This is a genomic window from Kosakonia sp. SOY2 (assembly GCF_027109175.1).
GTDB lineage: Bacteria > Pseudomonadota > Gammaproteobacteria > Enterobacterales > Enterobacteriaceae > Kosakonia.
On the sequence record NZ_JAPVXH010000004.1, the window covers coordinates 236,400 to 250,170 of the forward strand.

Genomic DNA, 13,771 nt, shown 5'->3' on the forward strand with positions numbered 1-13,771 from the left:
TTTTCTATGATGGCAACATTTCCCTTCTTCCTGGTATTTTCCATTCATTATGCTCTCCGTCCGCCGTACCAAAATCCAGCTGTTTCATTCCCTGACTGCTATTAATCCATGTATACAAATCTGCATTACTACGTAGTGATAACCGCCGCATTGCGCTATTTTTCTGCGCACTGACTGTTTTATTACTTTTTTTAAGCAGCGTGGCAATTTGATTAATCCCCCATCCTTTTCCAAGGAGGCGTAACACTTTGCGCTCAGACAACGTTAACATTGCGTTCGAAAAAGAATTGTCGGTGTGTTTATGCCATCCTGAAGTCAATAAGGTTTTGCTTATATTCTCAACATTCTTATGCCCATTACGAATGGCGTCAATTACGCCCTCTATCGGTTCGACATCTGCCAGCAAGGTCGTTTGGGGCTGCATAAGAAGCTCAGCGGCCACCGGGTAGAGGCTGCGCGAAACGAAGAATAGCCAGCGTGCGTTATCGCATTGAGGAAACAGTGAATAATATTGCTGACAGCTTTTTCTTGCATAACGCTGCTCCCCTGATAAGTCAGTGATTATCAATCTGGCGCATTTTAATTTAAGCAGTGCAACCTCTTCCACTGATGAATAATAATTGAGTGCATATTCCGGGAAATGTCGCTCAAGAATGCCGCCAATCCCGACCCTAAGTATCGGCGTTTTGCTGATGATAATCCCCTGATTGCCGTCTCTCGATAGCATAAAGCCTCCGCTTCCATTTGCGCGTTCTATCAACCTTATTTATAAGTATTTACTCAGTTAATACTCATATTGCGTAAAGTAGCAGCACCGTTTTGATGGAGCCGCCATAAAATTGGCACAGTTTATGAATGGAAATAAATATAATGTACTGAATTATAATATCCACAAGTAGCGTGTCAACATTACACAATGCGCATTAAAACATCCGATACATTATTAATAATAAAATAAGAAATTTAAAACAGTCGGCACATATTGAGATAAGATAAAAGCAATCATCTTAAATAATATATAAGATCTTATTAACGCTAACTTCATCATTATTCTCAGCTAAACAGAAAAAAATCTGCTGTTTCTTTTCTGTTATTACTTCATTCTTAACATGCGATAAGCTCTCCTTTTGAACATGAACAAGCGTGATTTAATGCACAATTCTTGATCTTTCTTAGCGCCATCCAGCCGGTGTCCTGTGCTAAAAATAGGCTTTCCGCTCCACCCTTCGTGAGCGCCAGTGCAACAATACCAGGGTAATCATGCAAACAGACCAGTCATCACAGCGTGCCATTACGCGGCTGTGCATTCAGTGTGGCCTTTTTTTGTTACAGCACGGCGCAGAGAGCGCGCTGGTTGAGGAGCTTTCAACGCGTCTGGGACTGGCGCTGGGTATGGACAGTGTTGAAAGCTCGATTTCTTCCAATGCCATTGTTCTTACCACGATTAAAGACGGAATGTGCCTGACATCAACCCGTAAAAATAGCGATCGCGGCATTAATATGCACGTGGTGACGGAAGTTCAGCATATTGTCATTCTCACTGAACATAAGTTATTGGATTGCAAAGACGTCGAGAAGCGCTTCGCTCAGGTCAAACCCTTACGCTACCCGCGCTGGCTGGTCACTCTGATGGTGGGTCTCTCTTGTGCCTGCTTTTGCAAGCTCAATAACGGCGGCTGGGATGGTGCTTTTATCACTTTCTGCGCCAGTAGTGTCGCGATGTATGTCCGCCTTGTGCTGGCAGGCCGCCACTTACACCCGCAAATCAACTTTTGTATCACCGCTTTTGTTGCCACTACGGTTTCCGGCTTGATGCTGACGCTGCCCGTTTTTCTGCAATCATCCACCGTTGCCATGGCCGCCAGCGTTTTACTTCTGGTACCGGGGTTTCCGCTGATTAATTCGGTTGCCGATATGTTTAAAGGACATATCAATACGGGCCTTGCACGCTGGGCTATCGCCAGCTTATTAACGCTTGCCACCTGTATTGGTGTGGTAATGGCAATGACATTGTGGGGATTACGCGGATGGATGTGATTTTGTTCATCCTGGCGCTGGCGCAGGATATGTTACTGGCGGCCATCCCTGCCGTTGGCTTTGCCATGGTATTTAACGTGCCGCACCGCGCTCTACCGTGGTGCGCGCTGCTTGGCGCGATTGGCCATGGTTCGCGCTTCGCTATGGTGCACTGGGGATTCAATATCGAATGGTCGACTTTTGCCGCCTCAATGCTGGTCGGCTCGATTGGCATCCACTGGTCACGCTGGTATCTGGCGCACCCGAAAGTCTTTACCGTGGCGGCAGTGATCCCTATGTTTCCGGGCATTTCCGCCTATACTGCAATGATTTCGGCGGTCAAGATCGGCCATTTTGGCTACAGCGAAGAACTGATGATTTTGCTGTTAACGAACTTCCTGAAAGCATCATCGATTGTCGGCGCACTCTCTATTGGCCTGTCGATTCCTGGGCTGTGGATTTATCGCAAACGCCCCCGCGTATAAGGTCGGTTCTCTGTCGCCGCGGAATTACCGCCGCCCTTACGGGTGGAATTGCGCGGCGGCAAATTTTGGGGCAGAGAAACTTACTGCCATTGCGCAACGTGCGGAATAACTTTTTGATTAAAATGTAATTTTTCAAGGCAGCGATTTACCAAACACGCAGTGAGCAATGATCCAGGCTCCTTCGCAACCCTTTTGCAAAGTCCCGATTCTGGTCGCGAAGCGACATTATCATGCTGAAACAGCAGACAAATTTTTGTGCGCATACTTTTTCGAAAAAATAACTTGCAATAAAATCGCGTGCTATCTATATTCAATCTCATGAAGAAGACATCGACTCCAACCACGAATGCGCAGCTCGCGTTAGATAACCAGTTTTGTTTTGCACTGTACTCAACAAATCTGGCGCTGCATAAGCTCTACCGGCAGCTCCTCGCGCCGATGAATCTCACCTACCCGCAATATCTGGTGATGCTGGTGCTGTGGGAGAAAGATGACATCACGGTGTCGGAAATTGGCGAGCGCCTGTTTCTCGACTCCGCCACGCTGACGCCGTTGCTGAAGCGTCTGGAAAGCGCCGGGCTGATTCGTCGTCAACGTTCGCGCCAGGACGAACGCCAGGTGGTGATCACCCTAAGCGAAAGCGGGCGTGACTTGCAGCAACAAGCGACGTCGATTCCGGAAGCAATCGGCTGTGCAATGGCTTGTGATAGCGCAACGCTTGCCGATATCAAGCAGCAACTGGAACGGCTTCGCCAACAATTTCAACGGGCATAATCTCCCTTTATAGGGAGTTTATTCTCAGTAAAAAATAGCACGCTATTTTATAGCAAACACCTCAGATAATAAGGAACCTGCCATGTCTTTAGAAAAAGTTGTTTACACCGCCAAAGCCAAAGCAACTGGAGGCCGTGATGGTCGCGCAACCTCTTCCGACGGCGTACTGGATGTCAAACTGGGCGTGCCGAAAGAGATGGGTGGCGCTGGCGGCGAAGTTACTAACCCGGAACAGCTGTTTGCTGCGGGTTACTCTGCCTGCTTCCTCGGTGCGATGAAATTTGTCGCCGGTCGCGACAAAATCGCCATGCCGAAAGATGCGTTTATCGAAGGCGAAGTGGGTATCGGCCCTTTGCCGACCGGCTTTGGTATTGAAGCAAAACTGAATATCCACCTGCCGGGGATGGATGCCGCTGAAGCCAAAAAACTGGTCGATGCAGCACACATTGTTTGCCCCTATTCCAACGCCACGCGTGGCAACATCGACGTTACGCTGAATATCATTGCGTAACGCAAAAAAGCCAACGTTTTGGGAAAATCACAAGCCGGGGAACCCCGGCTTTTTCACGCTGTTCTGCCCTTTGCGCTCCCTGTGTTACTATGTGTGATTATGCCTGTGTGAAAAAAACACAGTGCGCCGTATCCGTAGTAATCCTGTTTGAGAACGCGTTATGTCTTCCAGAATCCTGACGCCGAATGTCATTGGTATTGATGAATTTGTGCGCGATCCTGCCTGCGTGCTGGCACGCACGGAAGGCGGCGCCATCGCCGTTTTTGCCAATAATAGCCCCGCGTTTTACGCTATTACGCCGCAGCGCCTTGAACAGCTTCTGGCGCTCGAAGCACAGCTTGCGCGCCCGATGAGCGACATTTCGCTCGATGCACAATTCTATGAAGAACCAGCCGCCGCGCCGGTAAATGTGCCAATGGGCAAATTCGCCATGTATGCGGGCTGGCAGCCGGATGCTGACTTTCAGCGCCTGGCGGCGATGTGGGGCATTGCGCTGGCGCATCCCGCCACGCCGGAAGAGCTGGCCTCGTTCGTGGCTTACTGGCAGGCCGAAGGCAAAGTTTTCCATCACGTCCAGTGGCAGCAAAAACTGGCGCGCAGCCTGCAAATAGGCCGTAGCAACCAGAACGGCGCGGCAAAGCGGGATATTAACGCCCTGTCCGAACCGGATAATCAAATCCCACCAGGTTTTAGAGGATAACGATGAAAAACGTCGGCGAATTGATGAAGCGACTGCAAAAAATGATGCCAGCCAACACCAAGCCTGCTTTTAAAACCGGCGAAGAGTTGATGGCGTGGCAGAAGCAACAAGGCGAAATCCGTTCGGCGGCGCTGGAGCGCGAAAACCGCGCCATGAAAATGCAGCGCACCTTCAACCGTTCCGGCATTCGTCCCCTGCACCAGAACTGCTCTTTCGATAACTATCGTGTTGAGACGGAAGGCCAAATGCGGGCGCTGAGCCAGGCACGGCAATATGTAGAAGAGTTCGACGGTAACATCGCCAGTTTTATCTTTTCAGGCAAACCCGGAACCGGCAAAAACCATCTGGCAGCAGCTATCTGTAATGAACTGCTGTTGCGGGGGAAATCGGTGCTGATTATTACCGTTGCCGACATTATGTCGGCCATGAAAGAGACTTTTGGCAACAAGGAAAACAGCGAAGAGCAGTTGCTCAATGACTTAAGCAGCGTTGACCTGCTGGTGATTGATGAAATCGGTATGCAGACGGAATCCCGCTACGAAAAAGTGATTATCAACCAGATTGTCGATCGCCGCTCTTCGTCCAAACGCCCGACAGGCATGCTGACCAACAGCAACCTGGAAGAGATGAATAAGCTGTTGGGCGAACGCGTGATGGACAGGATGCGTCTCGGCAACAGCCTGTGGGTGATCTTCAACTGGGAAAGTTACCGCAGCCGCGTCACCGGTAAAGAGTATTGAGAGTTTTCCCATCCGTGGCGCGACCGCGCCCGGGTGTATACTGGCCGCCTTTGTTGATACCAGGATCTGCTCTCGATGAAATTCCTCCAACACCTCCTTTGCAGCGCCGCACTCGGTAGCGCGCTGCTTACCGGTTTCGCACAAGCCGCCTCCTGGCAGGACACGCTTTCCAGCGCCGCCAGCGAACTCAGCCAGAAATCGACTACATCTCAATCCCAGCAAGGGGGTCTTTCACTCTCCTCCCTGACGGGTCTGCTTAATGGCGGTAACCAGGCGCTCAGCGCTGACACCATGAACAATGCGGCGGGCGTGATGAGCTGGTGTGTGAAAAATAAGCTCTCCAGCCTGACCAACACCGAAAATGTGAAAAACCAGGTGCTGGATAAACTGGGTCTGGGTGCCGCTCAGCAAAAACAGGACACCAATTATCTGGAAGGGATCCAGGGCATGCTGAACACCAAAAACGGGGAACAGCTGAATCTGAGCAACATCGGTAGTACGCCACTGGCGGAAAAAGTGAAATCCAAAGCCTGCGATATCGTCCTCAAGCAGGGCGTTAACTTCCTCTCCTGATATCCCGCCGCGTTCAGTCAGAGCGCGGCGTTATCCTTCCCCGCTTTACCGAAACGCCGCCAATGCGACGGCTATCACTATTACGCCTTTCTAAACCAATTCTGAATAAGTACGCCACAGAGTGACACTACAATTGCAGATATGTGACATCAACATTAAATTATACGCCCTGTTACAAAAATTAATGGCCAGCAATATGCCTGGCGTTGATGAGGAATAACGGTTGTCCGAGTTGCTCTCTATCGCGCTGTTTCTTGCCTCTGTGGCTATCTATGCCTGGAAAGCGGGCCGTAATACCTGGTGGTTTAGCGCCACCCTGCTGGTGCTGGGTCTTTTTGTCATTCTGAATATCACCCTTTACGCCAGCAATTATTTTACCGGCGACGGCATCAACGACGCGGTGTTATACACCCTGACCAACAGCCTGACAGGCGCGGGGGTCGGCAAATATATGCTTCCCGGCGCGGGGTTAGTATTAGCGCTGGTAGCGGTGTTTTGCGCGCTCGGCTGGGTGCTGCGCCGTCGTCGCCATCTGCCACACCATTTCGGCTATAGCTTACTGGCGCTCGCACTGGCGCTCGGTTCGGTGGACGCCAGCCCGGCGTTCCGCCAGATAACCGAGCTGGTAAAATCCCAGACGCGTGAAGGCGATCCTGACTTCGCCACTTTTTATAAAGTACCGGCAAAGCAGATCCCCAACCCCAAACTGAACCTCGTCTACATCTACGGTGAAAGTCTTGAGCGCACCTATTTTAACGAGGAGGCGTTTCCCGGCCTGACGCCGGAATTGGGCGCGCTAAAAGAAGAAGGCATTGATTTTAGCCATACCGAACAGCTACCCGGCACCGATTACACCATCGCCGGCATGGTCTCTTCGCAGTGCGGCATCCCGCTATTTGCACCGTTCGAAGGCAACGCGTCGGCCTCCGTTTCCAGCTTCTTTCCGCAGAATCTTTGCCTTGGCGACATCCTGAAAAATTCCGGCTACGAAAACCACTTTATTCAGGGCGCTAACCTGCGTTTCGCCGGGAAAGATGTGTTTTTAAAATCCCACGGCTTTGATTACCTGACCGGTGCAGAAGAGCTGAAAAACGAGGTCGCGGACCCGCATTACCGTAACGACTGGGGTTTTTATGACGATACGGTGCTGGATACCGTGTGGAAACAGTACGAGGAACTCTCCCGTTCCGGTAAACGCTTTTCGCTGTTTGCGCTGACGGTGGATACCCACCACCCGGACGGTTTTATCTCGCGCGGCTGCGAACGTAAAAGTTATGCCTACGATGGCAAGCCGAACCAGTCATTTAGCGCGGTAACCTGCAGCCAGCAAAATATCGCCGCGCTTATCAACAAAATCAAAGCGTCGCCGTGGTTTAAAGACACGGTGATCGTGGTGTCATCGGATCATCTGGCGATGAATAACACCGCGTGGAAATACCTCAACAAGCACGATCGCAGCAACCTGTTCTTTGTGCTGCGCGGCGATGAACCGCAGCAGGATATCTCCGGTATTAAGCGCAGCACCCTCGATAACGGCGCAACCGTGCTGGATATTCTCGGCGGCGATAATTTCCTCGGCCTTGGCCGCAGCAGCCTCTCCGGGCAGTCGCTGTCGGGTATTTTCCTCAATATGAAAGCGAAAATGCTGGCGTGGAAACCGGACATTATCCGGCTGTGGAATTTCCCGAAAGAGATGAAAGACTTCACCATCGATACAGATAAACAGATGGTGGCGTTCTCTGGCAGCCAGTTCCGTTTGCCGTTGCTGGTGCGGGTATCGGATAAAGTTGAACCGCTGCCGGAAAGTGAGTATTCCGCACCGCTGCGCTTCCAGCTGGCGGATTTCGCCCCGCGCGATAACTTCGTCTGGATCGACCAATGCTACAAAATGGCGCGTTTATGGTCGCCGGAACTGGCGCTTTCTACCGACTGGTGCGTCTCGCAGGGGCAACTGGGCGGCGAACAACAGGTCCAGCGTGTCGACAACGCGCAGTGGAAAGGGAAAACCGCGTTTAAACAAACGGTGATCAGTAGCGATCGCTACCAGAAAAACGTCGATACCCTGAAGATCCTCGACGATAGCATTCGCTACAAAGCCGACAGTTTTGTCTTTAACGTGGCGGGCGCGCCGGAGGAGATAAAACAGTTCAGTGGCCTCTCTCGTCCGGAAAGCTGGGGGCGCTGGTCGAATGCCAATCTGGGCGAAGAAGTGGCGATCGAATATAACCAACCGCTACCGGAACAGTTCGAGCTGGTGATCACCGCCAAAGCCTTTGGCCCGAATGCTAACCGGCCGATTCCAGTGCGTGTTGGCGATCAACAACAAACGCTGACGCTGGGTAATGAGCTCAGCACCACCACGCTGCACTTTAGCAATCCGTCTCACAGCAACCGGCTGGTCATTGTGCCGCCGGAACCGCAATCGACCAATGAAGGCAATATTCTTGGTCATTCGCCGCGTAAACTGGGTATTGGTCTGGTGGAAATCAAAGTGGTGAACCGTGAAGGCTGACCGCTACAGTTCCGCTTTCATCTCGTACTGGCTGATGGCCATAGTGGCGTAGCCCGCGCGCTGAAACAGGGATGAAAAACGCTCTGGCACCGCCACGGTGGTGCCAAGCGCCGGAAAGTGCTGGTTCAACGCCTGCAGCAACTCGCAGGCAAACCCTTTGCGCCGGTACTCTGACTCCACATACATAAACCGCAGCAGGGGTTTACCACCGAGGGTGGAAACCAGCGCATAAGCATGTTTGCGGTACTCGAACGCCCGCGCCGGCAGCGATACCGCAGTGAGCGGATCCACCTGCCACGGCAGCCGGTCATGGCATTCACTTATCGCGCTGCGCACCACTTCCAGCGGATCGCGCGCCTGTAACGTACCATTATCTTCAGCTACATCCTCATGTCCCTGGTAGCCAAACAGCGGCTGAACGGTGGCAAATCCCAGCGCGTGATAAAGGGCGATACCGGCATGATTATCGCTCATGACTTCCAGCCACATCTGGCGAACACCTTTCGCACGCAGCCCCGCCATCAACGGCGGCAATATTTGTCTGCCCACACCCTGGCCGCGAAATGGCGGGCAAATCGCAAAGGCCGCCAATCGGGCGCAATCGCCACGCCGGGCAATCAAAGCCACAGCGGCAGGCGTGTCGCCCGCCAGCCAGACGCAGGAATCGACGAGGCTTAAACCTTCGGCAAGAAAGCGTTGTGCAAAAACATCGGGCGGCAGAGAAAACGGAACGCGATAGCCTTCAAAACAGGCACCGGTGATAGTGGTCAGCGCTTCGCAACTATAGTGGATGGCAGGAACAGCGACGAGGTTCATAAGGCTTCTCCGCGACATGATGCAATGAGCATAGCACGGTGACGCGGGAGAAAATGCGCCCTGTGTGACAGGGCGCGAATAACGATTAGAAGGTTTCCCAGTTCTCGCCCGCGTCGGTCGCGGCTTTACGCGGCAGCGCGGTTGCAGGTTCCGCTTTCACAAAACTGGTTGGCGTTGCACCAGCGTTTTTACGCTGGTCTTGCATGATGCGGAACACAGAAACGGCCTGCGTCAGGCGGCTGGCTTGTTCTTCCAGCGCTGCCGCAGCAGCGGCAGACTCTTCCACCAGCGAGGCGTTCTGCTGGGTAACGCGATCCATTTCAGCAACGGCCAGACCAACCTGGTCAATGCCGCGGCTCTGCTCATCGGAGGCAGAGGCAATTTCGCCCATGATGTCGGTAACACGCGTAACGGCGTTAACGATCTCATCCATGGTTTCACCGGCGCTTTCCACCAGCGTGGACCCCACTTCAACGCGGCCCACAGAGTCCTCAATCAGGCTCTTAATTTCGCGGGCTGCCTGGGCGCTGCGCTGTGCAAGGTTACGTACTTCACCCGCAACTACCGCAAAGCCGCGACCCTGTTCACCCGCACGCGCCGCTTCGACCGCAGCGTTAAGCGCCAGAATGTTAGTCTGGAAAGCAATGCCGTCGATCACGCTGATAATGTCAGCGATTTTCTGCGAACTGGCGGTAATATCGCGCATTGTCTGCACTACGTTATCCACCACTTTACCGCCTTTCTGCGCGGTTTCAGACGCGCTCAGCGCCAGGTGGCTTGCCTGGCGGGCGTTTTCGGCGTTCTGTTTCACCGTGGCGGTCAGCTCTTCCATGCTGGCGGCAGTCTCTTCCAGAGAAGCGGCCTGCTGTTCCGTACGGGAAGAAAGGTCGTTGTTACCTACGGAAATTTCGCTGGCACCGCTGTAAATGGCGTTGGCGCCGTTACGAACATCGCTAACAGTACGCACCAGTTCACTTTGCATATGGCGCAGACTCTCAGCCAGCACGCCCATTTCATTGGAACCCTGCACTTCAATGCGCTGCACCAGATCGCCACCAGCAATATGGCGAATGTTGTCGATCAAATGGTTGAGCGGCTTAATCAGCGCCCCTTTGATCCCTACCCAGACACAGACGATCACCGCCAGTACCACGATCAATACGGTGATAATCACCCACACCGCAGAACCGTAGGAGCTTTCGCTGTCGCGAACCGCTTGTTCATACAGGCTATCGTTCTGCTTCAAGTAGTTAACATATTGCTTCTCAAACCCATCCTGATAGCTCTGAGTCGGCTGGTCAAAGAAGTCATTAATTTTGCCAGCGCCCAGCAACTGGATCAGCTCCGCCAGCGCGTTGTGGTAGATATCGTAGTTACGTTTGATCTCTGCTGCGGCTTCTTCGCTCTGGCGCGGATCGCGCGGCAGCGCCTGGTAAGCGTTCCAGTTCGCTTCCGCCTGTTTCAGCGAGGTGCTGGCAATCTGCATCAGATCCGACACGGTCGCGCCGCTGCCGATATTGCTCTGATCCATCATGTAGCGGATACCCGCGCGGTTAAGGGTGTTACGGGTTTGCAGCAGCGCAACCCAGCTACCGTTCAGCGTGGATTGCTGCTGGCGAATGGTTTGTAAGACGGTGAAGTTTTCTTTGTCCTGTTTCAGCGCGTTGAAGAACAAGCCGCCGGAAGTGAGTTGTAACAAGCCAAATAATGCCAATACCAGCAACAAACTGGTCACAAGTTTAATACGAGTCAACATGTTTTCTCTTTCCCTATAAACAGATACCAGGTTTTCGGCCTGGCATAGGAAAACTTTATGGTTTAACGTGCTATTTTTTCGCCAGTTATACATGGATTACAACCCGGCAGAATTCGCTCCCTTCCTTGCAAGACAACGACTTAGCGTGACATACATCACAGTTCAGCCAGCGTTTTCCTGCCCTCAAAACCGCTTATGACGCATCCGTTACCGCTCACCGCCTTTTTCTAACCACTCAGTCAAATCGCTGCCGATTCGCGCGCGTAATTTGCCATCATGAATGCCAGCATTTCAGCCAATTCAACATTTCAAATCCCATTCACTGTTTCTGTTAAAAACCAGGTCTGATATGGATACTAAAAAACTACTCAAGCACATACCCTGGGTCATCCTCGGGATAATCGGTGCTTTTTGTTTATCCGTTGTCGCATTACGCCGTGGCGAGCATGTCAGCGCGCTGTGGATCGTGGTTGCGTCCGTTTCCGTTTACCTTGTGGCCTACCGCTACTACAGCCTTTACATCGCCCAGAAGGTGATGAAACTCGATCCAACCCGTTCCACGCCGGCGGTAATCAATAACGACGGCCTCAACTATGTGCCAACCAACCGCTACGTGCTGTTTGGTCACCACTTTGCCGCTATCGCCGGCGCAGGCCCGCTGGTAGGTCCGGTACTGGCCGCGCAAATGGGCTACCTGCCGGGTACGTTGTGGCTGCTGGCGGGCGTGGTGCTGGCCGGTGCGGTGCAGGACTTTATGGTGCTGTTTATCTCTTCACGCCGTAACGGCGCCTCTCTTGGTGAGATGGTGAAAGAAGAGATGGGCCGCGTGCCGGGGACCATCGCGCTGTTTGGCTGCTTCCTGATTATGATCATCATCCTCGCGGTGCTGGCGCTGATTGTGGTGAAAGCGCTGGCGGAAAGCCCGTGGGGTGTCTTCACTGTCTGCTCAACCGTGCCGATTGCCCTGTTTATGGGTATTTATATGCGCTTCCTGCGCCCGGGACGCGTTGGTGAAGTCTCGGTTATCGGTATTGTGCTGCTGGTGGCCTCCATCTGGTTTGGCGGCGTTATCGCGCACGATCCTTACTGGGGCCCGGCGCTGACCTTTAAAGACACCACCATCACCTTTGCGCTGGTGGGTTACGCCTTTGTCTCCGCACTTTTACCGGTGTGGCTGATCCTCGCCCCGCGCGACTACCTGGCGACCTTCCTGAAAATCGGCGTGATCGTCGGTCTGGCGCTGGGCATCGTGATCCTCAACCCGGAACTGAAAATGCCTGCGGTGACGCAGTACATCGACGGTACTGGGCCACTGTGGAAAGGTGCGCTGTTCCCGTTCCTGTTTATTACCATCGCCTGCGGCGCGGTATCTGGCTTCCATGCCCTGATCGCGTCCGGTACCACGCCGAAACTGCTGGCTAACGAAACCGACGCACGCTTTATCGGTTACGGCGCAATGCTGATGGAATCCTTTGTTGCAGTGATGGCGCTGGTTGCCGCCTCCATTATCGAACCAGGTCTCTACTTCGCCATGAACACACCGCCAGCAGGGCTGGGCATTACTATGCCGAACCTGCATGAGCTGGGTGGTGATAACGCGCCGATGATTCTGGCGCAGCTGAAAGATGTCACCGCGCACGCAGCGGCGACCGTCAGTTCCTGGGGCTTTGTGATTTCGCCGGAGCAGATCCTGCAAACCGCAAAAGATATCGGCGAGCCGTCCGTACTGAACCGTGCTGGTGGCGCACCGACGCTGGCCGTTGGTATCGCGCACGTGTTCCACAAAATCATCCCGATGGCGGACATGGGCTTCTGGTACCACTTCGGTATTCTGTTTGAAGCGCTGTTCATCCTCACCGCACTGGATGCCGGTACGCGTGCGGGCCGCTTTATGCTGCAGGATCTGCTGGGTAACTTCGTGCCGTTCCTGAAGAAAACCGACTCGCTGGTAGCCGGCGTCATTGGTACTGCGGGCTGCGTGGGTCTGTGGGGTTATCTGTTGTACCAGGGCGTGGTTGATCCGCTGGGCGGCGTGAAAAGCCTGTGGCCGCTGTTCGGTATCTCTAACCAGATGCTCGCGGCCGTCGCGCTGATGCTGGGCACCGTGGTGCTGGTGAAAATGCAGCGTACCAAATACATCTGGGTCACCGTGGTTCCTGCCATGTGGCTGCTGCTGTGCACCACCTGGGCGCTGGGTCTGAAACTGTTTAGCACCAACCCACAACTGGAAGGCTTCCTGTATATGGCTAACCAGTACAAAGAGAAGATTGCCGCCGGTGGCGGAGATCTGACCGCGCAGCAGATTGCCAACATGAACCATATCGTGGTGAACAACTACACCAACGCCGGGTTGAGTATTCTGTTCCTGGTGGTGGTGTACAGCATCATCTTCTATGGCATCAAAACCTGGTTGCAGGTGCGTAACAACACCGTGCGTACCGACAAAGAAACGCCGTACGTGCCGGTGCCGGAAGGCGGTGTGAAAACCTCTTCACACCACTAAACCAGTTGCCGGATGACGCTACGCATCCGGCATATAACGCGTGATGATGTAACCACCGTTGAGGGTGGTTACATCTGTTTCGCAGGCGTCATTGGCGCAGCCAGGTTGAACACTGCCCGTTCAAAATAGCAAGCAAAATAGCCTGCCTCTGCGGGCTTCACATATATCTGAGAAGAATGATGTTTGGTAACTTAGGCGAAGCCAAAAAATACCTCGGTCAGGCGGCAAAGATGCTGATTGGCATCCCGGACTATGACAACTACGTTGATCATATGAAAACCAACCATCCGGATAAGCCGTACATGACTTACGAAGCGTTCTTCCGCGAACGCCAGCAGGCGCGTTACGGCGGAGACGGCAAGGGCGGTGTCCGCTGTTGCTAAAG

Annotated in this window: 13 protein-coding genes; 10 read left to right on the forward strand and 3 right to left on the reverse strand. The window is 53.2% G+C overall.

Annotation, left to right across the window (positions count from 1 at the left end):
• Positions 1 to 4: 4 nt before the first annotated feature.
• A complete protein-coding gene (locus tag O3S68_RS19785) occupies positions 5 to 727 on the reverse strand; it encodes a response regulator transcription factor (RefSeq protein WP_269232277.1) in 723 nt (240 codons plus the stop codon).
• Between the two features lie 533 nt (positions 728 to 1,260).
• On the opposite strand from O3S68_RS19785, the gene O3S68_RS19790 reads away from it, so the two are divergent.
• The 8 genes from O3S68_RS19790 (at position 1,261) to opgB (ending at position 8,311) form a co-directional block, all read left to right on the forward strand.
• Entirely contained in the window at positions 1,261 to 2,037 is a 777-nt protein-coding gene (locus O3S68_RS19790; protein WP_020456448.1) for a threonine/serine ThrE exporter family protein, read from the forward strand.
• Positions 2,028 to 2,501 carry a threonine/serine exporter gene (locus tag O3S68_RS19795; RefSeq protein WP_017457822.1) on the forward strand — a complete coding sequence of 158 codons (474 nt, stop codon included), beginning with the start codon at positions 2,028 to 2,030 and terminating at the stop codon, positions 2,499 to 2,501. The genes O3S68_RS19790 and O3S68_RS19795 overlap by 10 nt, the downstream gene beginning before the upstream one ends.
• 318 nt (positions 2,502 to 2,819) lie before the next feature.
• Positions 2,820 to 3,275 carry a MarR family winged helix-turn-helix transcriptional regulator gene (locus O3S68_RS19800; protein WP_097407450.1) on the forward strand — a complete coding sequence of 152 codons (456 nt, stop codon included), beginning with the start codon at positions 2,820 to 2,822 and terminating at the stop codon, positions 3,273 to 3,275.
• A gap of 82 nt (positions 3,276 to 3,357) precedes the next feature.
• On the forward strand, positions 3,358 to 3,786 hold the full coding sequence (locus tag O3S68_RS19805; RefSeq protein ID WP_020456446.1) for an organic hydroperoxide resistance protein: 429 nt from the start codon (positions 3,358 to 3,360) through the stop codon (positions 3,784 to 3,786).
• A 160-nt stretch (positions 3,787 to 3,946) separates the two neighbouring features.
• Positions 3,947 to 4,486: a primosomal protein DnaT gene (gene dnaT / locus O3S68_RS19810; RefSeq protein WP_097407449.1), complete on the forward strand. Its 540-nt coding sequence runs from the start codon at positions 3,947 to 3,949 to the stop codon at positions 4,484 to 4,486.
• Positions 4,487 to 4,488: 2 nt separating this feature from the next.
• Complete coding sequence (gene dnaC / locus O3S68_RS19815) at positions 4,489 to 5,226, forward strand: DNA replication protein DnaC (RefSeq protein WP_020456444.1); 738 nt, start codon at positions 4,489 to 4,491, stop codon at positions 5,224 to 5,226.
• Positions 5,227 to 5,301: 75 nt separating this feature from the next.
• A complete protein-coding gene (locus O3S68_RS19820; RefSeq protein ID WP_269232278.1) occupies positions 5,302 to 5,799 on the forward strand; it encodes a DUF2501 domain-containing protein in 498 nt (165 codons plus the stop codon).
• 223 nt (positions 5,800 to 6,022) lie between these two features.
• The gene (gene opgB / locus O3S68_RS19825; RefSeq protein ID WP_160271218.1) at positions 6,023 to 8,311 is read left to right on the forward strand and encodes a phosphatidylglycerol--membrane-oligosaccharide glycerophosphotransferase; all 2,289 of its coding nucleotides are present in this window, start codon (positions 6,023 to 6,025) and stop codon (positions 8,309 to 8,311) included.
• Between the two features lie 3 nt (positions 8,312 to 8,314).
• On the opposite strand, the gene O3S68_RS19830 is transcribed toward opgB, so the two are convergent.
• Both O3S68_RS19830 and tsr read right to left on the reverse strand, forming a co-directional pair.
• The gene (locus O3S68_RS19830; protein ID WP_269232279.1) at positions 8,315 to 9,127 is read right to left on the reverse strand and encodes a GNAT family N-acetyltransferase; all 813 of its coding nucleotides are present in this window, start codon (positions 9,125 to 9,127) and stop codon (positions 8,315 to 8,317) included.
• An 85-nt stretch (positions 9,128 to 9,212) separates the two neighbouring features.
• Entirely contained in the window at positions 9,213 to 10,883 is a 1,671-nt protein-coding gene (gene tsr / locus O3S68_RS19835) for a methyl-accepting chemotaxis protein (protein WP_269232280.1), read from the reverse strand.
• A 349-nt stretch (positions 10,884 to 11,232) separates the two neighbouring features.
• On the opposite strand from tsr, the gene btsT reads away from it, so the two are divergent.
• Complete coding sequence (gene btsT / locus O3S68_RS19840) at positions 11,233 to 13,386, forward strand: pyruvate/proton symporter BtsT (RefSeq protein ID WP_020456439.1); 2,154 nt, start codon at positions 11,233 to 11,235, stop codon at positions 13,384 to 13,386.
• A gap of 179 nt (positions 13,387 to 13,565) precedes the next feature.
• Positions 13,566 to 13,769 (forward strand): YbdD/YjiX family protein, encoded by a 204-nt coding sequence (locus O3S68_RS19845; RefSeq protein ID WP_020456438.1) that lies wholly within the window; start codon positions 13,566 to 13,568, stop codon positions 13,767 to 13,769.
• Positions 13,770 to 13,771: the final 2 nt, after the last annotated feature.

Coding starts and splice junctions, on each gene's coding strand:
- O3S68_RS19785 (WP_269232277.1), bottom strand. CDS start 727: ATGCTATCGAGAGACGGCAATCAGGGGATTATCATCAGCAAAACGCCG.
- O3S68_RS19790 (WP_020456448.1), top strand. CDS start 1,261: ATGCAAACAGACCAGTCATCACAGCGTGCCATTACGCGGCTGTGCATT.
- O3S68_RS19795 (WP_017457822.1), top strand. CDS start 2,028: ATGGATGTGATTTTGTTCATCCTGGCGCTGGCGCAGGATATGTTACTG.
- O3S68_RS19800 (WP_097407450.1), top strand. CDS start 2,820: ATGAAGAAGACATCGACTCCAACCACGAATGCGCAGCTCGCGTTAGAT.
- O3S68_RS19805 (WP_020456446.1), top strand. CDS start 3,358: ATGTCTTTAGAAAAAGTTGTTTACACCGCCAAAGCCAAAGCAACTGGA.
- dnaT (WP_097407449.1), top strand. CDS start 3,947: ATGTCTTCCAGAATCCTGACGCCGAATGTCATTGGTATTGATGAATTT.
- dnaC (WP_020456444.1), top strand. CDS start 4,489: ATGAAAAACGTCGGCGAATTGATGAAGCGACTGCAAAAAATGATGCCA.
- O3S68_RS19820 (WP_269232278.1), top strand. CDS start 5,302: ATGAAATTCCTCCAACACCTCCTTTGCAGCGCCGCACTCGGTAGCGCG.
- O3S68_RS19830 (WP_269232279.1), bottom strand. CDS start 9,127: ATGAACCTCGTCGCTGTTCCTGCCATCCACTATAGTTGCGAAGCGCTG.
- tsr (WP_269232280.1), bottom strand. CDS start 10,883: ATGTTGACTCGTATTAAACTTGTGACCAGTTTGTTGCTGGTATTGGCA.
- btsT (WP_020456439.1), top strand. CDS start 11,233: ATGGATACTAAAAAACTACTCAAGCACATACCCTGGGTCATCCTCGGG.
- O3S68_RS19845 (WP_020456438.1), top strand. CDS start 13,566: ATGTTTGGTAACTTAGGCGAAGCCAAAAAATACCTCGGTCAGGCGGCA.